Origin of the sequence: Rhodococcus sp. IEGM 1406, from assembly GCF_030056745.1 — a bacterium.
GTDB classification, from domain to species: domain Bacteria; phylum Actinomycetota; class Actinomycetes; order Mycobacteriales; family Mycobacteriaceae; genus Rhodococcus_F; species Rhodococcus_F erythropolis.
This window is the reverse complement of sequence record NZ_JASHKO010000002.1, coordinates 599,453-624,544: the sequence shown is the minus strand read 5'-3', so window position 1 is coordinate 624,544 and position 25,092 is coordinate 599,453. Positions and strand designations below refer to the sequence as shown.

The following is a 25,092-nucleotide window of genomic DNA, read 5'->3' as shown; positions in this document are numbered from 1 at the left end:
ATTCGGGGAAAGCAGATGCAAAACCTGCCTGTGTTAGCCTGTGGCTCTTGGACTTCGAGCGCAAAGACATGGTTCGAGCCTCGTTCGAGCGAGGAAGTGGGCAGTGGCACGAAGGCGTGGGTGGGGCGGCAATCCACCGGACAACGACGAAGATGCGTCTCGTCGAATTGTCGAGGCCGCGGTCGAGCTGATCGGACGGACGAGTTCGGAAATCAGCATCGGCGACGTGGCGGAGTCACTGGGCGTGATCCGGCAGACCGTGTATCGATACTTCCCCAGCGCCGACGCTCTGATGCGGGCAGCGGCGATCGCGTCGGTGGACGGTTACCTCGATCGACTCACCACACACGTGAGCGGCATCGAAGATCCCGTCGAGGCGATGACCGAGGGTGTTCTCTACACACTGACTCAGGTCCACCGAACACCGCATCTCGGCATCCTTCTCACAAGCACGAATTCGAGTCTGCACCCGGAGGGTCTGACCTCTCAGGAGGCGCAAGCCTTCGGAATGGCGATGATCAACCGCTTCGACGTGGACTGGGTGCATTACGGCTACGACGACGCGTCACTTCAGGAACTGGTCGAATACGTCCTGCGGACGATGCAGTCGTTTTTCCTCGCGCCTGGCGACCCACCGCGGAGCGATGAGGAACTGCGGCGATACCTACGGCGCTGGATGGGTTCTGCGATCATCGCCCAGGCAAATTCTGTCAGCGATGACTCGATCAGCGCAGGACTATCGTCAAAGCAACGGCACTGACGCACGCGGCGATGACGACGGTCAGTGCGAACAGGTCGGCGAGCTGAGGGCGCTTGGGGTACGCCGCAATCAGTCCAGTGCCCCCGCGAGCGGAGATTGCTTCGCCCATTTCGGCAGACCGCCGAATTGCCACGGACATGGTTGTGGTGATCAGGTCGACTATCGAATTGTCGGCCGCGCTGTTCACCACAGCTTTCGGGCGCAGTCGTCGCGCCGCTACCAGGGTGAGCATCTCGTCGATCAACAGTGGAAGTGAACGAATGCAGAGGGCGGTCGCGATGGCCCACTCGTCGACCGGGATCTTGAATATTCGCAGCGGTCTACCGAGCGTTGCCAGTGCCGGCGCCACGTCGCTCATCGACGTGGTCCACGCCAACATCAGTGAGACGCAGAGCAATACAAGACCGAACGTCACAGCTTGCAGGTAGATGAACACCGCGTCGAGGCCGATCGGAAGGTTGATCAACGCGCCGAGCAGGATCAGCGCCCACAACCACCACGGAGGCCGGGGAACTGCAGTCGGGGGGATACGTCCGATCACCGCGGTCAGCAACAACAATCCCAGTACGACGCCGATCGCCGGCCAGGACGGCGCGGCCACGACCACGATGCTGACGAGAACGACGGCAACGATCTTCGTTCCGGCCCACAATCGGTGGATCGGCGATGAAGTCGGGACTTCGCGCAGAAGTGTTGTCACGTCGTCGATCCTTCCAAGGCACTGCTGGCGGCAGGGTCGAGGATGCGACCCTGCGACAGTCGAATTGTTCTGCTGCAGACGGCGTCCATGCCGTCGACATCGTGGGAGATGACGACTACTGCGGTTCCGTTCCGACGAATCCACCTGAGTACGTTCAGGATTTCGTGTCGGCCGGGTGGATCGAGACCGGCCAATGGTTCGTCGAGGATGAGTACTCGGGGTTGGCGGACGAGGAGACCGGCCAGTACGACGCGTCGCATCTGTCCGCCGCTCAACTCGTCGATACTGCGGCCGGCGATGTGACGGTCGAGTCCGACGGCGTCGAGCGCCCAGGAGACTTGCACCGATCCGATCTCCGGACCACCGGCGGCCTCGATGTCTTCGGCGACGGTTCGGCGTTGCAGCTGCAGCCTCGAGTGTTGGAACGTCAGACCGACAGTGCCGAGCTGACGCGAGACGGGTTTGCCGTCGAAGACCGCGGTTCCCCGGCTCGGTGCGATCAAGCCCGCCATGATCCAGGCCAGGGTCGATTTACCGGAACCGTTGCCGCCCAGGACCAGTAGTCCGTCCCCGTCTCCGATGGTCAGATTCACGTCCGAGAGTGCGCGCCGCGACCACGGAGTCCGGTCGTTGTAGGTGTGGGTGACATCGGTGAGTTGGAGGACAGTTCGAGTGCCGGCCGGCCACGGCGCAGACGGCGGACCCGCGAACGTCGACGTCATCCAACCGGGTTGGTGATCGATCTGCCGTCCGCGTTGTAGTTGAATCACCCGATCTGCGTTGCGGGTGTCGGCGTGGTGATGGGTGACCAGAACCACGGCCATCGGATGGCGCCGGGGCAGTTCGGCGAGGAGCGAGACCAATTCCTCCCGGCCGGCCTGATCGACCATCGCGGTGGCTTCGTCCGCGATCAGCAGAGCGGGGCGCCGCGCCAGCGCGGCAGCAACCGCCAGACGTTGCATCTCGCCGCCGGACAGCCCTGAGGTCTCGCGCATGCCCATGCCGGCGAGTCCCACCTCGGCCAGCAGTGCATCGACGTCGGGATGCGACTCGGGCGGAAGCCCCCAGACGACGTCATCGGCGACGCGGGTTCCGAGGATCTGGCTCTCGGGACGTTGGAGGACGACGGCGGTTCCTCCGTGTCGACCGAGACCGGCGGACCCGGGCCTCGTCAGGGTCCCGACGGTCGGTGCGCGACCGGCGAGCAACCGGGTGAGTGTGGACTTGCCCGAGCCGTTGTGGCCGACGACGGTGACGAACTCTCCTCGTCGGACCGTGAAGTTGACGTCGACGAGCGCAGGCGTCGATGCGCCCGGATAGGTGAAGCCCACGTGATCGAAAGTGACCGGTAGCGGATCGATCGGACGGTCGTCGGGTGCTGTCTGGAGCGGGTCGGCCGAGGGGAGTGCAGCCAATCGATCGAGGACGGCACCGAGGACAAAATAGGAGACGACGGTGCTGAGGACGATTCCGGAGATGATCGACACGCCGATCCACAACCACCAGTAGTCGATGATCGAGCCGATGCTGTTCTCGATCCATTCGGCTGCGCCGACCAGCGTGGGGGCACGCTTCAAGATTGCGGCCACGCCAAGCGCGGTGTTCTCCAGCGAGGTCAACAACAAGGTGCGCAGGGGCGCGAGAACAAGCAACAGGACTATGGAGAACAACGCCAGCGCGGGTCCGATGACAAGCGACGACAGCAACGCGGAGACGAAGCCGAGACCGCGCCGCTTGACCGTACCGATGATTCCGCCGAGGAGAGCGCTCAGCGCGACCGCCGCCGCAGATCCCGAACCCGCTGCGACGAAAGCGACCGCAGTAGCCGAGACGCCGGCCGTCATCACGGCGCGGACTCGAAAGCGCTGGGCAACAATTCCCATCGGAACGGCGGCCACGAGGTTGAGGGCGCTGGCCATGGGGATGACCGTGGCAATGACGGACAACGCGACCGTGAATCCGGCCATGACGGCACCCGTTGCCAACTCGAGTGGTCGAAGGTTGCCGGTTTCGCGGACTTGCGGACGGTTGCTCACTACGTCCAGTGTGCCAGTGGTGACATAACTCCTGCCCGACTGATGGTGAGCGCATCGGCACGATTGCGTAGGCTTCACCTCAAACAATGCATCGGACGGAGCGTGGAAGACGTGAGTGCAGCACCCATCAGGGTCGGGGTTCTGGGAGCCAAGGGCAAGGTCGGTCGAGCGATCTGCGAGGCAGTGGAAGCTGCTCCCGATCTGGAACTTGTCGCTCAGGTCGATACCGGTGATCGCATCGAGACGTTCGTCGACACCCGCACTCAGGTAGTCGTCGATTTCACGCACCCCGACGTCGTCATGGGAAATCTGGAATTCCTCGTGGCCAACGGAATTCACGCCGTGATCGGCACCACCGGTTTCGACGAGTCCAGGCTGGCGACTGTGCAGTCCTGGCTCGACGAGCAGCCTGCAACGGGTGTTCTGATCGCCCCGAACTTCGCCATCGGTGCCGTGTTGTTGATGCGCTTCTCGGCTGCCGCGGCGCGCTTCTTCGATTCCGTCGAGGTCATCGAACTTCACCACCCCAACAAGGCAGATGCTCCCTCGGGCACCGCATACCGAACGGCCGCCATGATCGCCGAGGCTCGCGCGGAAGCAGGCGTCGGACGCAGCCCTGACGCCACCACGACCGAGCTCGAGGGTGCGCGCGGCGCCGACGTCGACGGCGTCCGGGTTCACTCCGTGCGGATGGCCGGACTGGTCGCGCATCAGGAAGTGATTCTCGGAACTCAGGGCGAGACGCTGACCATTCGCCACGACTCGATCGACCGGAATTCGTTCGCGCCGGGCGTTCTGCTCGGTGTCCGCCAGATCGGGTCACGTCCGGGCCTGACGGTCGGTATCGATTCCTTCCTCGATCTATGAACAAGACCACCCGCACCCTCGCGCTGATCGTTGCGATCTGTATCGCGCTCGCGGTGTACTTCGTATTGCTCGGCCAGCGCGGAATCCAGCTCATCCAAGACGGAGGCGGCGCCGCGATCGGTCTCGGGATCGGCGTGCTGATCCTGCCGTTCCTGGGGCTGTGGCTCGTCATCGCCACCCTTCGTGCCGGCTTCACACACCAACGCCTCGCGCAGCAGATTCACGACGAGGGCCTCGCTGTCGATGCGTCTTCACTTCCGAAATTGCCTTCGGGCCGGATCGAGCGGGCGGCTGCCGACGAGTTGTTCGCTCAGATCAAGGTCGACTGGGAAGCAGACCCGGACAACTGGAAGCAGAACTTCCGACTCGCTCGCGCCTACGACTATGCCGGTGACCGAAGCCGGGCACGGGAAACCATGCGCCGCGCAGTGGAACTGGAACGTCGGTCGCGAGGTAAGTAGTTTCTCCCTGCTGTGAACAGGGGTCTGCTGGGATGCTACCGCTCCAGAACTGTTGCGGGAGAAGACGGATCCGGAGTGGTGGGGTCGAATGGCGGCGGGTTGTTCGGGTCGAAGCTAGTCATCGGCACCGAACACGTCGCGCCCACTTCGGGATACGTGTTCGGGTTGACTCGTAGCGCCGAGACGAATTGATCGATGCGAGCGTCCTCAGCGTTGTCGAGTTTGAGTTGACGGCCCCAGGACTGCAGCGAGATCGGCGAATCCAGGGTCGGATACGGCGACATCAAGGTGTAGCTCATGCCTTCGACTCGCTGTGCCAAGCGCGCCTGATCCTCACTCGAGACCAGGTCGGGGTTGTACGTGATCCACACTGCCCCGTGCTCGAGGGAATGGACCGCATTCTCGGTTCGAATGGCTTGCGGGTAGACAACTCCGGTGCAGTTTGCCCAGACCGAATCATGGCGACCACCGAAGGGCGGTGAATGTGTGTACGCCACACGTTCGTTCGGCCGTACGTGTTGAGCTGCCGGGTAGTCGACCGTGACAACTCCGTCGATGGATTCGGACGGATCCGGATTGTCTACGCTCGGAACAAACGCATCCGGTCGAGGTGTTCCTTCGAGAGAATTCGCGCACGAAGCCAGCGCGAGAACTGTCGAGATCGCCACTGTTGCTCGAAGTTGTTTGTTCACTCGGCCATGATAGCGGCGCCTGTCCGCTTTCCCGAGACGTGAATCGACTACGACCCGAGAGAGCTTGTGGTTCCGCCCGAGAGCGCGATGTCACTGGCGCCTCGAAGAATTCGGAGCGGAGGCAGCGGCCCTTGGTATGCCTCGGAGCCACTGATCAGATCACCGGCCGCGTCGAACGCGATCGCTTCACCTTGTGGCTCGTCGGGAAGGGGCACACGAATCGGCTTGGTGGTCAAGGCTTTCGCGAGATCACCGTCGGGAGCTGTGTAGAGGTAGACATCGGTGTAGGTGCGCAGCGCTACCACCGTGCCGTCTTTGCTCACGGCGCCTCCGGTGACAGCCATCGTTCCGGCGTGGGGGACCGGCCCACCGGAAGTGAGGGTGGGAGAAAATCTGAGCTGACCTACCTTGGCCAACATGGTCGGCGACGCCGCACTCAGATCCTGAACCTGCTGTCGCTCAGCGGTTGTGTAGACCACGCTTGCGCCCAGGTAATCCTTGGTGACGATGACGGGAAGCCCGTTGCTCTGGATCAGCAGTGTCTCGGCATCGTGCGCCCCGTCCGGATAAACCAGGGGGTAGGAGGTCGCGGCACCTGAAGTCGGATCGAGTTCGATCAGCCCGATCGACGTTCGTACCGCGTTGTTGTCGCCGATGTCTGCCAGCCACAGGTGGCCGTCGGGAGTCGACGAGAGATCCTCGACATCGACACGAGGGGTGCCCACGTTGATCCAGCGCTGAACGTGGCAGTTCGAATCGAGTTCGGCGACTCGATCATCGGAGCCGCTGTCGCCGATTGCGTATATCCCGGCCGCGGTGACGGTGAGTCCGGACAGCTCGGAAAGGCCTGCATCGGTGGGTGTGCACAGTACGTCGAAAACGCGCGGGGCCTGTTGCGCCGCCGCCGGAACAGTGTGAACGCCGACGACTGCGGCGGCGAGAAGAACCGATCCGGCAGCCGCAGCGACTGAATGGGCGAGCGGGCGATTCCACATCACGATGCAGTCCTCCGGGCCGAAGAATCGGGACTTAGTGCCCAGAGAATACTGGACGTCCGTCTCACTTTGTCCGAATTCCAAGAAATCGCGCTTGCCGAGACGTCGTGATGCGTCAGTGATTCGCTGAGTGAATGTTGGTGCAGGAGGGGATACTCGACTCACCGGAGATCGGCGGCAACGAGCAGGAAGTGACGAAGCGATGGCGAAGCGTGATTCCGAAAAGCAAGGCGCAGATTCCCCGTCTCAGTTGATCGACCAGCGAATCGAGGAACTCGGAGACTGGCGGGGCGAGATGCTCTCCCGGATACGAACTCTGATCAAAGAGGTGGATCCGGATGTGTTGGAGGAATGGAAGTGGCGAGGAGTTCCCGTGTGGTACCACGCCGGAATGATCTGTACCGGTGAGACTTACAAGAGTGCAGTGAAGGTGACTTTTGCCAAAGGCGCATCACTCGACGACGCCTCAGGTCTCTTCAACTCCAGCCTCGAGGGCAATACGAGACGGGCGATCGATTTTCACGAAGGTGAAGCCGTCGACGAAAAGGCGTTCAAGGCACTCGTTCACGCCGCGATTGCCCTGAACACCTCGAAGAAGTGGTGCCTGGTCAGAGCTGATGTTCAGCGAGGTCGAACGCACTGAGTAACGTGCGGAATTTTGTACTGGTCTCTCTCAGCTCGATTTCCGGATCGGAGGAAGCGACGATTCCGCCGCCGGCGTACGCCCGCGCCGAGAGGCCGTCTGCTGCGATCTCGGCGCAACGAATAGCCACCATCCACTCGCCGTCTCCGGTTCGGTCGCACCAGCCCACGGCACCGGCGTAGAACCCGCGGTCCCCTTCGGTCGCGGTGATGTGCTCGCGTGCGGCGCCCGTCGGTGTTCCGCAGATGGCGGGGGTCGGGTGCAGCGCCATTGCCAGCTCGAGCGAGGTCAGGCTCGGATCGGCCAGGACACCTTCGATCTTAGTCCCGAGGTGCCACAGTTGCGGTGTCCGAAGGAGTTCCGGTGCGCTGGGTGCATTGAATGATGTGCACAGTGGTCCGAGTATCGAGCTGATGGAGTCGACGACAAACGCGTGTTCGGCGAGATCTTTGGTCGACGCGCGGAGTTGCTCGGCATTCGCCTCGTCCTGATCCGAATTCGGGTGCCGTGCAATCGAGCCCGCCAACGGGTGGCAGGTGACGACGTCGCCTCGCCGTTCGATCAGAACCTCGGGCGTCGAGCCGACCAGCGAACGCCCGCGGTACTTTCCTCCGGCGGGGGACAAGTCGACGCAGAAACCGTTGTGCGCGTGATCGAGTGCAATCAGTTTCTCGGCCAGAGCGGCGGGAAAGATCGTGGACTCGGCCTCGATGGTCAGGGAGCGTGCGAGGACAACTTTGTCGAGTTCGCCTGCTCGAAGACGTTCGATGGCGCCGCGGACTCTGTCGGTGTGGATCTGCGCGCTGGGTTCGAATCCGGCTACCCGCGAAGTGGGTAGCGTCGGTACGTTCGAGTGATATAGATCACCGCGAACTCGTGTGAAACTCAGTGGCGCGGTGAGAGCGGACGGCGTCTCCGGGGAGAACGGCAGGGCGCCGACGACCGAGTCGATGCGGCCCGTTTTGAGGGCTTCAGCGGCGTCGAAGGCCGAGTCGAATTCTTCGACTACTCCCGAAGTGCGGATCGACGTTTGCCTACGTGAGAGCAGGAAAACGGATTCCGTTTCATCGTCAGTCCGGTTGTTGCGCAACGGGAATTCGGAGACTTCGGCGAGTGCTGACATGGACACCCTTCCAGTTCGACAGGATTACTTGCTATGTTGAGGCTAGCCTTAGTTCGGGTGAATTTGTGTCGTGAGCATCCGGGTTGTGTACTTCCGTACCGTTATGGTTAGGCTGGCCTAAAGTAAAGGCGTGCGGACGGGGTCGACACGAGGGGTGGGTTGGCTCGATCTGAGCGCGTCGACCACTACTCGAGGAGACCGATGAGCAACACCGTGGACCGTGACCAGATCGTGCGCGACGTCGCCGAGGTTCTGTCGATGAGGGCAGAACAACTCGGCGACGACGCGGACCTGGGTGACGAAGGACTGGACTCGGTTCGCTTGATGACGCTCGTCGAACGATGGCGAGGAGCGGGCGCGGATGCCGACTTCGCGGAGTTGGCAGAAGAACCGACGATCAATGCCTGGGTTCAGGTGCTGTGCCCGCAGTGAGCGATCGCCGAATTGCCGTGGTCACCGGTGCTGCGGCGGGGATCGGCGCCGCAGTTGCCCGGACTCTTGCGCGCGACGGGTATTCGCTGGCGCTTCTCGATCGCGACGACGTCGAACTGAAGCGGGCAACTGCGGAATTGGCAGAAACAATCGTCGAAGGCGCCGATATCGAGAGTCACGTCGTGGACGTGACCGATCGGCAGGCAGTCGACGCTGCAGTGGCCTCCACGATGGATACGTTCGGCCGGATCGACGCGCTCGCGCACGTCGCCGGAATTCTCGACACCGGATCGGTGCTTGACTCCGATCCAGACCAGTGGCGGAAGATATTCGGCGTCAACGTATTCGGATTGCTCAACGTGCTGCAAAGTGTGGGACTGGAAATGCGTCGCCGTCGGGCCGGGTCGATCGTGGTGGTCTCGTCCAACGCGGCCGGTGTCCCACGTATCGGGATGGGTGCTTACGGTTCGTCCAAAGCTGCTGCCACCATGTTGGTTCGAACCGCGGGCCTGGAGTTGGCTGTCGACGGGATTCGTGTCAACGTTGTCGCTCCGGGTTCCACAGACACAGCGATGCAGCGGTCATTGTGGTCGGACCCTTCCGACGATTCGGGTGCCGACGCGGTCATCGAAGGCAATCTGGCGGGCTATCGCCTGGGCATTCCGCTCGGAAAACTTGCCACCGCAGACGATATCGCGGACTCGGTGCACTTCCTGCTGTCCGACCGGGCGGCCCACATCACCATGCAGGCGCTGTACGTCGACGGCGGAGCGACGCTCAAAGCGTGAGATGTATTTGCTGACAGTACTTTCGAAGAGGAGTCACTTGCATGACATCGAGGATCGCTCGCGAGCCCTTGGCGCCCGTCGCACAGTATCCGCCCGAATTGGTGACGCATTATCGGGAACGAGGCTACTGGACTGACGAGACGCTGGCCGGATTCATCACAGCCGCGGCCGCACGGCATCCCGACAACGAAGCGGTAGTAGGCAGCGATGCCACCGGGGCACAAACACGGCTGACGTATTGCGACCTCGATCGTCGCAGCTCGGCAGTGGCCGGAGGCCTGTCCGGCTTGGGTGTTCGCGCCGGTGACCGGGTGCTTCTGCAGCTGCCGAACATCGTCGAATACGTCGAAGCATTGTTCGGTGTGTTGAAGCTCGGCGCCCTGCCGGTATTCGGGTTGCCGGCGCATCGCCGAACCGAAATCGGATACTTCTGCCAGTTCGCGGATGTCGCTGCCTATATCGTCGCCGACCGTCATGGCGGGTTCGACTACCGCGCGCTGGCGCGTGAGGTGAACGAAGGCCTCGAGACTCCGCCTTTTGTGATCGTGGCCGGTGACCCCGAAGAGTTTGTCGGTTTCGATTCGCTGCGCGGATACGAGATTCCCGTTCTTGCCGACGTCGATCCGTTGTCGGTCGCCTTTCTTCAGCTTTCCGGTGGCACGACCGGTGTTCCGAAGCTGATTCCGCGAACGCACGCCGACTACCTCTACTCGGTGCGGGCATCCAACCCGATCTGCGGCGTCGACGACTCGACGCGCATGTTGGTGGTTCTCCCTGCTGCGCACAATTTTCCGATGAGTTCGCCGGGCATCCTGGGTGTCTTCCACGCGGGCGGCACCGTGGTTCTGGCGCCGGACACCATGCCGTCCACAGCTTTCGGTCTGATCGAATCAGAGCGAGTCACGCACGCGTCGCTGGTTCCACCGATCGCATTGGCCTGGATGGCCGCCCCCAGCAAGGCAGATCACGACCTGTCGAGCTTGCGGGTTCTCGGCGTCGGCGGAGCGAAGTTCAGCGCCGAAGCTGCCGCACGCGTACCCAAGGAGCTGGGCTGCACCCTTCAGCAGGTGTTCGGCATGGCTGAGGGTCTGGTCAACTACACCCGCCTCGACGACACGCAAGAATTGATCGTCAGCACGCAGGGCCGGCCCATTTCACCGGACGACGAGGTTCGTGTAGTCGATGACGATGGCGCGCTCGTCGAGCCCGGAACCACGGGGCACTTACTGACTCGGGGGCCATACACGATCCGTGGCTATTACCGGGCGGATGCGCACAATGCCGAGGTCTTCGACGCCGAAGGTTTCTATCGCACCGGCGATCTGGTCAGCGTCACCGATACGGGACACCTGATTGTCGAGGGCCGCGCAAAGGACCAGATCAACCGCGGCGGCGAGAAGGTGGCCGCCGAGGAGATCGAGAACCACCTGCTCTCGCATCCTGCTGTCCACGATGCGGCCGTCGTCGCTGTTCCCGACGAGTACCTGGGCGAGCGAACCTGCGCCGTTCTGGTGATTTCCGGAGATGCACCGACCGTCGGCGAGATCAAGCGATACATACGAGGCCGAGGCGTTGCGGCGTACAAGGTTCCGGATCGAGTGGAGTTCGTGACCGAGTTCCCCGTCACCGGCGTCGGAAAGACCAGCAAGGCGGCCTTGCGCCGTGTTCTCAGCGAATCGATTGCCGCACAGACTCTGTCGAGTTGATCGGTTCCCACCCCCACATTTTCGAGGAGATTCATCATGGCGCTACCCACAGCAGTGCGATACGAGATGCCCACCGAGTTTCCGCAGAATCGGGTCGACTGGACTCTCGATCCTTCCCGAGCGGTGCTGCTTCTGCACGACATGCAGGAATATTTCGTGAACGCGTACGACCGAAGCGTCGACCCGCTCCAAACCGTGGTTCCGAACATCGACCGGCTTCGTTCGTCGGCGCGAGCTGCCGGAATCCCGATCGTCTACACCGCGCAACCCGGTGATCAGGATCCCGAGGAGCGTGCGTTGCTGTCGGATTTCTGGGGACCGGGTCTGAAGGCAGATCCCGCTCACACCGACGTGATCGCCGAGTTGGCTCCGCATCCGGACGACGTGATGCTCACAAAATGGCGCTACAGCGCCTTCATCAAAACGGATCTGCGTGAGCGGCTGCGCGAGAGCGGGCGTGACCAACTGATCATCACCGGAATCTATGCCCACATCGGTTGCCTGACTACCGCTTTGGACGGGTTCATGCAAGACGTGCAGATCTTCTTCGTGGGCGACGCGGTGGCCGACTTCTCCCTAGGCGAGCATGTCGGCGCCCTCGAGTACGCGGCCGGGCGCTGCGCCTCGGTCACCCGAACCGATGACCTGGTCAAGGCGATGAGCGCGGAAACGGTTTCGGCGTAGGCGTGAACGGCGACGGGTGCGCCACCCGTCGCCGTATTGTCAGGTGTGTGAAGACTTTGTTGGTGGTTCACCACTCGCCCTCGCCGACAACCCACGAATTGTTGGATGCAGTCCTTGCCGGTGCTCGCGATCCGGAGATCGAGGGCGTCGAGGTGAAGGTGGTGCCGGCGTTGGCGGCGACGGTGCCCGACGTACTCGCTGCTGACGGCTATCTTTTCGGTACCACCGCCAATTTCGGATACATGTCGGGTGCGCTCAAGTACTTCTTCGACACCACGTACTACCAATGTCTCGGTGCGGTGTCGGATCGGCCGTACGGCCTGTGGGTTCACGGCAACAACGACACTGCTGGTGCCGTGTCGTCGGTGCGCAAACTCGCGACAGGGCTCGGGTTGGTCGCGGTGGCGGATTCGCTCGAAGTGACTGTGAGCGTGGACAAATCTGTCCGCGATGGTTGTTATGAACTGGGCGGAACCGTCGCAGCAACGCTGATGGACTAGCCTTCCACTTTCTCGTTTCGGTTCACGAAAGAGACTGTCCCGCAAGTGGTTGTAGAAGCGCGTGTCCTCTGGTGAACGCGTCGGGAGCCGTCGGTTCTCGGGTCACCGGCGAGGCGGATTCCCCGATTCATCGACATTTAGTTTAGGCTACCCAAAACGACGTTAGGTCACCCTTGGGTGACGTGTGTCCACAGACGAGGGGATCAGTGTGAGCGTTCTTCCAGGTTCGAACTCCGGAGCGGCAAACGAAGCTACGTTTGCTCTCACAGGAGCTCAACTCGGGATTTGGAACGCACAGAGGCTTGATCCCGAATCTCGGAGCTATCTCGTCGGTGAGGTGCTCGAAATCTCGGGCGACGAACCGATCGACACCGAACGTCTGACGGCCGCCATCAGGGCGACGATCGGCGAAGCCGAAACCATGCGGCTGCGGATGATCGAGACGGCGGACGGCCCGCGTCAGTACATCTCCGACGAGCCGGTTGGCATCATCCCGATCACCGACGTCCGTGACGAGCGCGATCCCGTAGCCGTGGCGCACGCACTGGTCGACGCCGAGCGCAGCCGGGCGTCCGAGTACTGCCGCCTGATGGTGGAGCGCCCTCTGTACACGTACTCGCTGATCAGGCTGTCCGATCGCGAGATCTGGTGCATCCAGCTCTATCACCACCTGATCGTCGACGGATACAGCGCAGCAATGATTTCGCGTCGAGTCGCCGCGCACTACACGGCCGCGAAGAAGGGAACCGAGGTCGCGCCAACGCGATTCGGTTCTATGACAGATCTGGTCAGCGAGGACGAGGCGTACCGGGCTGGCGAGCAGTTCGCGGAAGATCGTGACTACTGGCGTGATGTCCTGACGCCGTTGCCCGCGTTGGACGGACGCGGCCGGCAGGTCACCGGTCCGGCGGAACGAACGATCCAGGTTCGCGAGGTCATTACCGCCGACGCCCTCAACCGCCTCAAAGAGGTGGCAGACGCGACGGGAACAACGTGGGCCGAGGCACTGATCGCCTGCTACGGCGCGTTTCTCCACCGGTTGCTCGGTGAGACGGATGTTGTCATCGCGATGCCACTCATGGCGCGCGTAGGCCGCACGGCACTCAAGACGCCGGCCATGGCAGTCAACGTTCTGCCTCTCCGGTTGACGATTCGCAGCCACGATCGACTCGGTGACCTGAGCAAGCAGGTGGCCGCCACGATGAAAAGCCTGCGCGCACACCAGCGCTACCGCGGTGAGAATCTTGCTCGGGACCTGGGCGTCGCCGGCACCGGCGCACTGCTTCACGGGATCGGAATCAATCTCAAGGCTTTCGACTTCGCCCTCGATTTCGCCGGCGCTGTGGGTGTACTACGTAACGTCGCCGGAGGTCCGCCCGAGGACCTGGGTTTGACGGTCACCCCCATCGCGGACGGCGAAGTTCTCCTCGGGTTCGAAGTGGACGCGCGCACCAACACTCGGGATTCGGTTCAGCGTCGCCTCGCTGGTTTCGTGAGCATCGTCATCGCGATGGTGGGGGAGGGAGACCCTGCCGTCGGACAGGTGCAGATGATGCCGGCACCCGAAGCTGCGCGGATCCTTGCCGGCCGTGAAATTGAACCTGTGCCTGGCTCCGTCGCCCTCGTCCCGGACGTCTTCGACCGCATCGTCGCCGATCATGCGGATGACACGGTCCTGGTGTGCGGTGAGGAACGTCTGACAGGCGCAGAACTCGGTGGCCGCGTCCACAAACTCGCCCGGTTGCTTCGGGCTCGCGATGTCGGCCCGGACGACATTGTCGGACTTGCGCTTCCGCGTACCTCCGAGATGGTGGTGGCTCTGCTCGCGACACTGAACGCGGGCGCAGCGTACGTGGCCCTGGATCCGCAGCACCCGGCCGAGCGGTTGCGGGATCTGATCGACGACGCGCAACCGAAGGTGGTGCTCACCACTTCCGCGCTGGCCGAGCAACTCGTCGGAGATTCTCGACCCGACCCGCTCGTACTCGATTCCGACGAAGTGCGCGAAGAACTCCGTGCCCATTCCGAGTTTCCACTCGAACTCGGTGAACTGGCGACGGCGCGGCATGGCGATCACCTGGCGTACGTCATCTACACCTCGGGATCGACAGGCAAGCCGAAGGGCGTGTTGGTCAGAAGCGGTGGATTGGCGCACCTGCTTCACCATCACCGCGCCACCATCTACCGGGACACGGCCGCGCGCGTCGGAAACCGGCAACTGCACACCGCGCATACGGCGTCGTTCGCCTTCGACGCGTCTCTCGATCAGCTGTTGTGGCTGCTGTGTGGTCATCGGGTGCACGTATACGACGAAGAACTGCAGAAGGACGCCGTTGCCCTGGTCGCGGCGTTCGAGCGAGATTGCGTCGACGTGGTCGACACGACGCCGTCGATGGCGGCAGCGATGGTGGACAACGGATTGCTGCGCACGCAGCGGCTGCACCTGCTTGTCGTGGGAGGCGAGGCGGCACCGCCCGCACTGTGGGACGCGATCATCGAATCCGGTGTTCCCGCTCGAAACCTGTACGGCCCCACCGAAACGACGGTCGACGCGATCGCGACCACGGTCGAAGGTGCCGGACCGCGTATCGGGTACCCGCTCGCGGGAACCCGCGCGTACCTGCTCGACAGCGCGCTCGAACCGGTCGCCGACGGCGAACGAGGTGAGCTCTATCTGGCCGGACCGCAATTGGCCAGGGGATACCTCGGTCGCGCCGGAGCGACCTCCGAGCGTTTTGTCGCAGATCCCTTCGGGGCTCCGGGAGATCTGATGTACCGCGCCGGGGACGTCGCGCGCTGGGTACCCGGGCGGGGATACGACTCCATCGGTCGTAGCGACAAGCAGGTGAAGATCCGCGGACATCGCGTCGAGTTGAGCGAGGTCGAGGCTGTTCTCGGATCGGTGCCCGGAATCGGCGCGGCCGCCGCGCTGATCCGTACGGATGGAGGACGGCCCAGCCTGGTCGGCTACGTTGTAGCCGCCGCCGGTACGACGCTTCCGCCGCAGGAAGAATTGCGCCGAGACCTCGCCGGTCGCGTACCGGATCATCTGGTTCCCGCCGCAATCGTCGTTCTGGACGAACTACCCGTCACGGTGAACGGAAAGCTCGATCGTGCGGCACTACCAGCCCCGGCCACCGAATCGGAAGGTCGCGCTGCATCCACACCACACGAGGAAATCCTCTGTGACGTGGTGGCCGAGGTGCTAGGCCGCGAGCGCGTCGGTGTGGACGAGGATTTCTTCGGCCTCGGTGGTGACAGCATCACGGCAATCAGTGTCAGCAGTCGCCTGCGGGTGCGCGGACTGGTCGTCGCTCCGAAAGAGCTACTGGCACAGCGAGATCTGGGAACCATCGCCGCTGCGGCGCGTGAGATTGCCGATGACGCCGACGCCGTAGCCTCGGTTGCGGACGTGGCGACCGGCACCGTGATCGCTCCGCCGATCGTTCGGGCACTGATCGACAAGAATCCGACAGACGAGGCAATTGCGGGCTACACGCAGTGGACCGCAGTGCGCATCGACGACGGCCTCTCGCTGGGCGACCTGCAGTCCGGCGTGCAGACGATCCTCGATCACCATGACGCTCTACGTCTGCTCCTGCGCCGTGACAACGACAGCGGCACTACCGAATTGATCGTCCGAGACGTCGGCGCGGTGCGCAGCGAGGGGCTCGTTCACGAGGTGTCCGACACCTCCGAGCCGTCCCGGATCAGAGAGCTCGCGGAGGCGTCGGCGGCGAGTCTCGACCCACGCGCCGGTGAACTCCTGCGAGTCGTACTGGTCAATACCGAGGCCGGTCGACCCGACCAATTGATCGTCGTGGCTCACCATTTGATCGTCGACGGTGTGTCCTGGCGAATTCTGCTTCCAGACCTCCACGAAGCTACCGATGCAGCGCGCGAGCGTAGGTCGGCCCGGCTGGGTGCTGGCGGAAGTTCGTGGCGCCGATACGCGGGGTTGCTCGCAGAATTCGGGACCTCGGGCAGCATGGCATCGGAGCTCGAGTACTGGAAGTCCGCGTCGGTACAGGCGGACGACGAGCCGATCGGCAGTCGTCGTCTCGACCCGAAAGTCGACCTCACCGCAACCGCCTCTCGCACGACAACTGTTGCACCCCCGGCTGTCACCGACGCGCTGTTGACCACGCTTCCGACGGCGTATCGAGCCAAGGCCGACGAAGTGCTTCTCGCGGGTTTGATGCTTGCCTTGCGCTCATGGCAGCACGGCCGCGGCCTCATCGGCCTGCCCGCGCAGACAGTCACCGTCGAAGGCCATGGCCGCGACGCGCTCACCAGCGACACCGACTTCGCCGGAACCATCGGGTGGTTCACCAGTGAGTTCCCCGTCCGGGTTCCCACCGATGCACTGCTCACCGCAGACGATCTTGCCGACGCACTGAGCGGCGGAGCAGCTGCCGGGCATCTGCTTCGTGCGGTGAAGGAAGCAAAACGCGCCGTACCCGGAGGTGGAGTCGGCTACGGAGTTCTGCGGCATCTGGATCGCGACACCGCACCTGACCTTTCCGCGTGCTCTACACCCGAACTGCTGCTCAACTATCTCGGCCGCTTCCCGTCCCTACCCGGAACCGGATGGCGATTGCCGGAGCAGGATCCATTCGCGGTCATCGAACCGGCGAGCAAGGCAATGTCGGAAGTGCTGGCGCTCAACGCATTTGTCCGAGAGGACGACTCGACGATGCTGGCAGTCGAATGGACTGCGGCGGGTTCAGTGCTCGACGCCGCGACGATCGTCGAGCTGCAAGAGCATTGGGAACGTGCGCTCGCTGCACTGACCGCGCATGCCGCGCTCTTCGAGGGTGGTTTGACGCCTTCCGATTGCTCGGCGACGATCTTCGGCCAGGGCGCGGTGGTCGATCAAGCCGGGATCAACGAACTCGAAGCCGTCCACGGACCGCTTGCCGATGTACTTCCGCTGTCGCCGCTACAAGAAGGCCTCCTGTTCCATGCGGTCCGTGACGGCGAAGCAGACGTCTACACACTTACTGCACGCTTCGACCTCTCCGGCCCGTTGGACGAGGTGAAGTTGGCCGACGCGTTCGAGACCGTGATCGACAGGCACCCGAACCTACGCGCAGCTTTCCACTACGAGCAGTTCGAACGGCCCGTTCAGATCATTCCGCGCGGTGCAAAAGTCGAGTGGCGTTCGGTCGACCTGACCTCCGTTCCAGCTGACACTGCATTCCGCTCTGCAGATCAGCTCGAGGACGAGGCCGCCGATTACGTCTTCGACGTCAGTACACCGCCTCTGCTGCGTGCGCTGCTGATTCGGCTGCCCGGCGGGGTGCACCGTTTGGTCCTCAATGCGCATCACCTGCTCACCGACGGGTGGTCGACTCCGATCGTCCTGCGCGAGCTGATGAACGTCTACCACGACGGCGATGCGCACCTTCCTGCGCCGACGCCGTATCGCGACTACTTGGCATGGATCGCCGGCCGTGATCAGGACTCTGCCCGCGCAGTGTGGAGTGAGCGTCTGCGTGGGCTCACCGCGCCGACTCTCGTTGCCGACGCAGGGGCGCCGCGAAGTGTGCCCGTCGCGCTCGAGGTTCCTCTCGCGACATCGGACGCCGAAGCGCTGATCGAACTCGGTCGTGCGCGAGCGCTGACGGTCAACACCCTGGTTCAGGGTGCGTGGGCAGCGGCGCTCGCCGAAGCGACGGGACAGTGGGAAGTCGTGTTCGGGGCCACGGTGTCCGGCCGACCTGCCGAACTCTCCGGGGTGGAGGGAATGGTCGGGTTGTTCAGCAACACGATTCCGGCCCGCCTCGACATCGTCGCGGATCAGCCCTTGCTGGATCAGTTCGTCGGTCTGCAGAACGCGCAGTTCGACATCGTGGACGTCGAGCACACCAGTTTGGCCGAGATCGAACGCATCGCCGGGATCGGTCAACTGTTCGACACGCTCCTGGTGTTCGAGAACTTCCCGAACTCCGGTGCGGGACAGCCTGCATCGCACACACTTCGAGTCGAGGGATTCACCAACCGCGGAGTCACGCACTATCCGATGACGTTGATGGCGCCGCCGAGCACCGGTCTGGATCTGGTCCTGTACCACGATCCGGCAGTTGTCTCCGAAGCCACGGCGCAGCGAATGGTCACACGGCTCGCGGAGATCCTGCGTGGGTTGCTGACCGAGCCGACAGCTCCCGCATCCGCGGTGCTCTCGGTTGTCCGACAGACCCGCCGCGTTGCCGATGCGGTGGCTGTCACAAAAATGGTGGCTGTCACGAAAAAGGCGGCCGCGTCTGATCAAGCGATCGATGTCGATCCAGCGGTCGTCGATGCAGTGTGCGCCTGTGTCGCAACGGTGTTGGAGATTCCCGACGTCGATCCGGGTGACAATTTCTTCACTCTCGGCGGTCACTCGCTCACAGCGATGCGGTTGGTGGGAAGTCTGCGGAAGCTGGGAATTCGCGTCGTCGTCTCGGATGTCTTCGACACCCCGACCCCCCTCGGTCTTGCCGTGGCCGCACGCGTCGATCAGAAGAAGTTCTCGCCGGATTCGGTTGCTGTCGTCGATCGACCCGCCGTGACCGTGGCGACGTTCCGCGCCCCGGCAGTGGCGGGAAATCCTGATCACGAGCGGTATTGGGTTCGCACGCTCGCGGGCTTGCCCCTCGAAACGGACCTTCCCTACGATCGCCCGCGCGGCGAAGAGTACCGCCCGCACACCTACGTTCGTCAGCTACGCGATGCTCGGTTCGGTGACGGATCAGGATTCGACGCGGTGCTGTTGGCCGCAGTGGCGGCGACGCTGAACGGCTTCGGTGGCGGTCGGGACCTTGCGGTCGGACTGTTCTCGGAAGGGACTGACAGCCTGATTCGGGTCGATCTGTCCGGTCGGCCGAGAATTGCCGATGTCGTTCGACGAGTCGAAAACGCTGTCTCTGAGGCACTTGCGCATTCCGATGTCAGCCTGGACCGAATCGCCGATCTACTCGGGCGTCCCACCAGCAGTCTGTTCGCTGCCCGTGTCGGTCACTCGCCCGGAGCGAGCGTCGACCTCGAATTCGTCCGAACCGCAACAGAACTTCGATTGACGGTTGATGCCGGGCTGTTCGACGCCGCGACTGCGGACGCATTGCTCGACGGTGTGATCGCGGTCCTCGGTCACGAAAACAGCACTGTCGTCGCGGATCTGCGACTGGCGGAAAACAAGTCGGATCGCGACCCGGGCCGACGCGCGACGCCGCCGTCGGGGATCTCGCAGTTGTTCGCTCGACACGTCAGCCGTCACCCCGACGACGTCGCGGTGATCTCCGGCGAGGTCGGAATTACCTATGGGGAACTGTCGGCGCGCGTCGACGAGCTGGCCCGCGAACTTCTCGCGACCGGCGCCGGACCCGAGAAGGTAGTCGCCGTCGCGCTCGATCGAGATGCGGATCTGGTGGCCGGACTGCTCGCGGTACTGCGTATTGGTGCGGCGTACCTGCCACTCGACGTCGACTACCCGAGTGAGCGGCTCGAGTTCATGATCGAGGACGCGGCCCCGGTGTGTGTCCTGACCAGTATCGACAGCGCCGGGCAACTTCCGTCGACGGTCGCCACGAGTGTCTTCGTGGACGGTGAGTTCACCAACTCGGGCGTTGTGCTTCCTTCACCGCCCGCGGCGGGTGATCACCTCGCCTACATGATCCACACCTCCGGTTCGACGGGTCGCCCCAAGGGAGTGATGGTCTCGACGGGCAACCTCGCGGCCTTCGCGGACACGGTACTCGAGGATTGCTGGATCAGGCCCGGCGATCGCATCGTCGCGGTGACAACGGTGTCGTTCGACATCGCCGCACTCGAGTTGCTGTGCCCGCTCGCAGCGGGCGCGACTGTCGTGATCGCAGACCGCAGGACGGTTCGCGATCCGGATGCGTTGTCGGCGTTGATCATCGCAAGCGATGCGACAGTGATGCAGGCAACGCCGGCTCTGTGGCGAGTGGTCACCGAACACGAGAACGCAGTCGGGCTCGCCATGGTGCGAGCCCTGGTGGGAGGGGAAGCCCTCCCGCAGGATCTGGCTGACGATCTGGTGGCCAACGCTGCTTCGGTCCGGAATGTCTACGGACCCACCGAGGCCACGGTGTGGGCGACATCTTCGGTCATCACGACCGGCGACCGAGTCACGATCGGTCAGCCCTGGACCGACGTGCACGTGCGAATCCTCGACGACGACCTGCGTGAGGTTCCGGAAGGCGTTGCGGGCGAGCTGTATCTGGGCGGTGCGCAGGTGGTCCGCGGATACCTGAATCGCCCCGATCTGACCGTAGCTCGGTTCGTTGCCGATCCTTCTCTGCCGGGGGCACGCCTCTACCGCACCGGCGATCTGGTCCGTCGCAGGCGAGGGGTTTTGCAGTTCCTTCGTCGTGCGGACGATCAGGTGAAGGTTCGCGGTTTCCGCATCGAGCTCGGCGAGGTCGAAGGCGCGCTCGGATCGGTGGCCGGTGTGTTCCGCGCGGCAGCCACCGTCCGTGTCGATGCGGCGGGTACCGGAAGTCTGCACGGATATGTGGTTCCCGAAGGTGGAACCACGCTCGATTCGGTACTGGTGCGCAAGGAGATTGCGCGGCTGCTCCCCGAGCACATGGTGCCGCAGAGCATCACGGTGCTCGAAGCACTCCCGCTCACCCTCAACGGCAAGGTGGACCGAAAGGCATTGCCCGACACCGCGCCGGATCGTGTGCCGAGCCCACTCGTAGCCGTCGATGCGGATCGTCGGGCACGGCTCGAGTCGCTGAGCCCGGGCTGGCAGGACGTGCTGCCACTCGGTCCCTTGCAGGAAGGCATGTACTTCCAGTCGGTTCTCGACGGCGCCGGCGGTACGGATGTCTATCACATGCAGCCGCGATTCGAGTTCTCCGCCGATGCTGCCGTCGACGTTCGCTCACTCCGAGCAGCGGGGGATGCGCTCTTGCGGCGCTATCCGAACCTGCGGGCCGGCTTCACACACGCCGGTTTCGATGCTCCGGTGCAGTTCGTGCCCAGGGCAGCCGAAATGCCTTTCCGCGAGATCGATCTGAGCGCAGTTGCGACCGAGGACATCGATCGCGAGGTTCGCGCCGTCGACGAGGCCGAATTCGGCACGCTCTTCGACTTGAGTGCACCACCACTCATTCGAATGGTGCTGGTCTGGTTACCGGGTGGGGGAGCGCATCTCGTCTTCACTCAGCACCACCTGCTGACCGACGGTTGGTCGCAGACCTTGATGTACGCGGAGTTGTTTGCGCTCTACGAGTTTGCTCGCACTCACGGCACGGACCCGGTTGGACTCGACGGCGCGCTCGACAAGCCTGCGGACTTCCGTGATCACCTGCGATGGATCGCCGAAGCGGATCGCACGGACGCCCTCTCGTCCTGGAAGGACTACCTCGCGGATCTCGAGCAACCCACACTCGTGGGTGGTACGGGATCAGGCGGACGCGCTCCGTTGCCGGTGTTCACCCGCGTTCAGCTCGAACAGAGCATCACCGAGCACGTTCGCGAGCTGGCCAGACGTAGCGGAGTGACGCTGTCCACCGTCGTCTCTGCGGCGTGGGGCCTGGCATTGCGCGCCGTGACGGGGCGTGACGACGTGGTCTTCGGATCGACGGTTTCGGGACGTTCACCCGAGGTCGAGGGCGCCGACCGCATGGTGGGCTTGGCGCTCAACACCATTCCCGTGCGTGTCCGGGTCCGGCCAGGCGAGGAGATCTCGGCGTTGCTCGGACGCCTGTTCCGTGAACAGGGTTCGCTGCTGGGGCATCACCATCTCGGGCTCGGCGACGTACAGCGAAGCGCTGGGTTCGCAACACTGTTCGACACGCTCTACGTCTTCCGCAACACGCCTCGTGACGAACAGGCACGTCGAGACACGTTCGGGCGCAGTGGAATCGTCGGGTTCGACGCAGTGGACGGCACCCACTATGCGCTCACGCTCGACGTGGATCCGGGGGTCGGGGATGCGCCGATGGCGCTCACTCTCGAAAATCGTCCCGACCTGATTCCCCACGACGTGGCTCGGGACGTTCTTTCACGCACCATCACGATCCTCGAAGTGATGGCGAATTCCGATACCGCCACGGTGGCGGACACGGCGGTTCCGCTTTCGCGCACCCCCGCGGAATTCGCTTCGGAGCACATTGTGATGCCGCGGCCGGACCAGGCCGGCGGTAGCGTGGACGCCTTGCTCCGCGAAAGGGCAGCGGCAACTCCGGACGAGACGGCGCTGGTCTTCGGAGACGTCACACTGAGCGCAGCCGAGATGAACACTCGAGTGGACAGGCTGGCACGGATACTCGCTTCGGCGCTGGGGCAGTCGGTGCCAGGCGCGGGATCGACCCGTGTTGTGGCGCTCGCACTTCCGCGTACCGCCGATCACGTCGTAGCGATCTTCGCGGTCATGAGAACCGGAGCGGCATACCTTCCCTTGGATCTGGCTCACCCGCCGGCACGCCTGCGCGAACTGATCCTCGACAGCGATGCGGCGCTGGTGATCACCACGACTCAGACGCGTGACCTTGTTGTTTCGGACGGACAGGTATGTCTGGTCCTCGACGACCCGGACGTAACCGGGGTACTCGACGGGCAGTCCCCGGCACCTGTAGTCGACGAGGCCGCGGTGTGCGGGCCGACCTCACCGGACCAGCCTGCCTACGTCATCTACACCTCGGGCAGTACCGGAAAACCCAAGGGCGTCGTGGTGGGTCACCGCGGGTTGACGACGATGTATCACAATCACAAGGCCGAGATCTTCACTCCGACCGAAAACAGTGTGGGTGGCCGACGTTTGCGCATCGCGCACACAGTCTCGTTCTCGTTCGACATGTCGTGGGAGGAACTGTTCTGGTTGCTCGCGGGGCATGAAGTTCACGTGATCGACGAGCAGGCGCGACTGGACCCCGCGTCTCTGGTGAAGCATTACCGCGAAGTCGGTATCGACGTCGTGAATGTAACCCCCTCGTATGCACGGGAACTGATGGCCGCCGGTCTCCTCGACGGGGAGCGGACGCCTGTGTTGGTGATGCTCGGAGGAGAAGCTGTACCTGCCGAACTGTGGTCGCGATTGCGCGATCAGGACGGTGTCGACGGGTACGACCTTTACGGGCCGACGGAGTTCACGATCAACGCGATGGGATCCCCGGTTCAGGGGAGCGAGACACCGTGCTTGGGTCGTCCGATTCTGAACGCGTCCGCGCGGGTACTCGATTCGGGGCTGCGGGAGGTTCCGATCGGAGCGGCGGGCGAGCTGTACATGTCCGGTGACGGAACGGCGATGGGTTACCTTCACCGGACCGCGCTGACATCTTCCGTATTCGTCGCTGATCCCTACTCGGTCGGTCACCGCATGTACCGCACGGGTGACGTCGTTCTGCGTCGCCGCGACGGCGAACTCGAATATCTGGGTCGCGCAGACCATCAGGTCAAGATCCGAGGCATTCGGATCGAATTGGGTGAAGTGGAATCCGCGCTGGCGTCGTTGCCGGGAGTGTTGAGAGCGGCAGCGTCAGTCCGTAGCGAAGGCGGTGGGCCGCCGCGACTGGTCGGGTACGTCATCGAAGAACCCGGCGCTGATTCAACCGATCTGCGAGCTGCGTTGCGGGAACGCGTACCGGCACACCTGGTTCCGTCGGACATCGTCGTCGTGGATTCGATTCCGCTGACGCCCAACGGAAAACTGGACCGCGGTGCGTTGCCGGCACCCCCCGCCCGAGCAGCGGCCCGAGCACCGCGAACCGAGATGGAAAGGCAACTGTGCCAGGTCTTTGCGCGGGTACTCGGCGTCGAGGCCGTCGATCCCGACGAGAGCTTCTTCGATCTCGGCGGCGACTCGCTTCGAGCCATGCGACTGGTGGGGGAGATGGAGCATGACCTGTCGGTGAGCGTCGGTGTGGGAACGCTGATGGCCCGTCCGACAGTTGCAGAACTTGCAGCACACCTTGGCGAGTCGGCGTCCGAAATCGATTTAAGTCGCGATCGCCTTCTGACACTCCGAGCCGAAGGCAGCGAAGAACCACTGTTCTGCGTGCATCCGGCCGGTGGATTCGCTTGGCCCTTTGCACCTTTGATCGGTGTCCTCGGGGCTGACCGTCCACTGTTCGGCCTGCAACTTCCCACAGTTGCCGGTGAGCCACTCGAACCGACGAACGTGGACCAACTGGCAGCGATGTACGTCGACACGATTCGGGGCGTTCAGCCGAGCGGGCCGTACCACCTGCTCGGCTACTCGTTCGGTGGCAACGTCGTTGCCGCGATGGCGGCTCAGCTGGTCGGTATCGGCGAGACGGTGGAGTTCGCCGGTCTGATCGATACTCATCCACTGGGAGATCGTGACGATCGCGGTCGCGACGATGCCGACGACCGAGATCTGGCCGCCGCCCTGCCACCCGAGATCCTCACTCAGGCACCGGGACTGGTCGAGGATGTTCGGGCGGGTTTTGATGCCACTCGTTTGCTCGTGGCCCGCTCGACTGACACAACCTACGACGGACCGGTTACTCTGATCACCGCCGACGCCGAGGCGTCCGGACAGCTGCTGGCCGATCGCTGGCGCAGAGCCCGCGGGGACCGGGACATGGCAGTACACCATCTGCCGTACGACCACGCCGGATTGGTGACCCCAGCCGGGTGGGCGGCAATTGCCCCGCTGCTCGACAGCCATTTGTCGAAACGCACGGCCACATAGTTTGAAAACCACACAGTTGAAACACAATGGGAGCT

At 63.5% G+C, this 25,092-nt stretch carries 15 protein-coding genes; 10 read left to right on the top strand and 5 right to left on the bottom strand.

From position 1 onward, the window contains the following. Nucleotides 1–103: 103 nt before the first annotated feature. A complete protein-coding gene (locus tag QM596_RS12210; RefSeq protein WP_046378446.1) occupies nt 104–760 on the top strand; it encodes a TetR/AcrR family transcriptional regulator in 657 nt (218 codons plus the stop codon). On the opposite strand, the gene QM596_RS12205 is transcribed toward QM596_RS12210, so the two are convergent. Both QM596_RS12205 and QM596_RS12200 read right to left on the bottom strand, forming a co-directional pair. Continuing rightward, on the bottom strand, nt 726–1,460 hold the full coding sequence (locus tag QM596_RS12205) for an energy-coupling factor transporter transmembrane component T family protein (protein ID WP_046378447.1): 735 nt from the start codon (nt 1,458–1,460) through the stop codon (nt 726–728). The two genes, QM596_RS12210 and QM596_RS12205, sit on opposite strands and share 35 nt — an antisense overlap. Then, nucleotides 1,457–3,496 (bottom strand): ATP-binding cassette domain-containing protein, encoded by a 2,040-nt coding sequence (locus tag QM596_RS12200; RefSeq protein ID WP_084326598.1) that lies wholly within the window; start codon nt 3,494–3,496, stop codon nt 1,457–1,459. The genes QM596_RS12205 and QM596_RS12200 overlap by 4 nt, the downstream gene beginning before the upstream one ends. A 102-nt stretch (nt 3,497–3,598) precedes the next feature. On the opposite strand from QM596_RS12200, the gene dapB reads away from it, so the two are divergent. After that, nucleotides 3,599–4,363, top strand: a complete 765-nt coding sequence (gene dapB, locus QM596_RS12195) for a 4-hydroxy-tetrahydrodipicolinate reductase (RefSeq protein WP_019748144.1) — start codon at nt 3,599–3,601, stop codon at nt 4,361–4,363. Next, nucleotides 4,360–4,824, top strand: coding sequence for a hypothetical protein (locus tag QM596_RS12190; protein ID WP_020907483.1), 465 nt, complete (start codon nt 4,360–4,362; stop codon nt 4,822–4,824). The genes dapB and QM596_RS12190 overlap by 4 nt, the downstream gene beginning before the upstream one ends. Before the next feature lie 35 nt (nt 4,825–4,859). Here QM596_RS12190 and QM596_RS12185 read toward each other — a convergent pair whose 3' ends face one another. Next, nucleotides 4,860–5,516 carry a thioredoxin-like domain-containing protein gene (locus tag QM596_RS12185; protein ID WP_283309139.1) on the bottom strand — a complete coding sequence of 219 codons (657 nt, stop codon included), beginning with the start codon at nt 5,514–5,516 and terminating at the stop codon, nt 4,860–4,862. A gap of 47 nt (nt 5,517–5,563) precedes the next feature. Continuing rightward, nucleotides 5,564–6,511 carry a hypothetical protein gene (locus QM596_RS12180; protein ID WP_283309311.1) on the bottom strand — a complete coding sequence of 316 codons (948 nt, stop codon included), beginning with the start codon at nt 6,509–6,511 and terminating at the stop codon, nt 5,564–5,566. Nucleotides 6,512–6,713: 202 nt separating this feature from the next. On the opposite strand from QM596_RS12180, the gene QM596_RS12175 reads away from it, so the two are divergent. Continuing rightward, nucleotides 6,714–7,154: a DUF1801 domain-containing protein gene (locus QM596_RS12175; protein ID WP_283309138.1), complete on the top strand. Its 441-nt coding sequence runs from the start codon at nt 6,714–6,716 to the stop codon at nt 7,152–7,154. Here QM596_RS12175 and QM596_RS12170 read toward each other — a convergent pair. Then, entirely contained in the window at nt 7,120–8,277 is a 1,158-nt protein-coding gene (locus QM596_RS12170; protein ID WP_283309137.1) for an isochorismate synthase, read from the bottom strand. The two genes, QM596_RS12175 and QM596_RS12170, sit on opposite strands and share 35 nt — an antisense overlap. A gap of 201 nt (nt 8,278–8,478) precedes the next feature. Here QM596_RS12170 and QM596_RS12165 point away from each other — a divergent pair, with 201 nt between their 5' ends. The 6 genes from QM596_RS12165 to QM596_RS12140 all read left to right on the top strand — a co-directional run bounded on the left by QM596_RS12165 (nt 8,479) and on the right by QM596_RS12140 (nt 25,057). Then, the gene (locus tag QM596_RS12165) at nt 8,479–8,709 is read left to right on the top strand and encodes a phosphopantetheine-binding protein (protein ID WP_003942230.1); all 231 of its coding nucleotides are present in this window, start codon (nt 8,479–8,481) and stop codon (nt 8,707–8,709) included. Then, nucleotides 8,697–9,497 (top strand): 2,3-dihydro-2,3-dihydroxybenzoate dehydrogenase, encoded by an 801-nt coding sequence (locus QM596_RS12160; protein ID WP_019748150.1) that lies wholly within the window; start codon nt 8,697–8,699, stop codon nt 9,495–9,497. Before QM596_RS12165 ends, QM596_RS12160 begins: the two co-directional genes overlap by 13 nt. Nucleotides 9,498–9,538: 41 nt before the next feature. Then, nucleotides 9,539–11,203 (top strand): (2,3-dihydroxybenzoyl)adenylate synthase, encoded by a 1,665-nt coding sequence (locus tag QM596_RS12155; protein WP_283309136.1) that lies wholly within the window; start codon nt 9,539–9,541, stop codon nt 11,201–11,203. A 36-nt stretch (nt 11,204–11,239) separates the two neighbouring features. Then, nucleotides 11,240–11,887, top strand: coding sequence for an isochorismatase family protein (locus QM596_RS12150; protein ID WP_019748152.1), 648 nt, complete (start codon nt 11,240–11,242; stop codon nt 11,885–11,887). A gap of 47 nt (nt 11,888–11,934) precedes the next feature. Then, nucleotides 11,935–12,387, top strand: a complete 453-nt coding sequence (locus QM596_RS12145; protein WP_283309135.1) for a flavodoxin family protein — start codon at nt 11,935–11,937, stop codon at nt 12,385–12,387. A gap of 208 nt (nt 12,388–12,595) precedes the next feature. After that, entirely contained in the window at nt 12,596–25,057 is a 12,462-nt protein-coding gene (locus tag QM596_RS12140; protein ID WP_283309134.1) for a non-ribosomal peptide synthetase, read from the top strand. Nucleotides 25,058–25,092 lie beyond the last annotated feature (35 nt).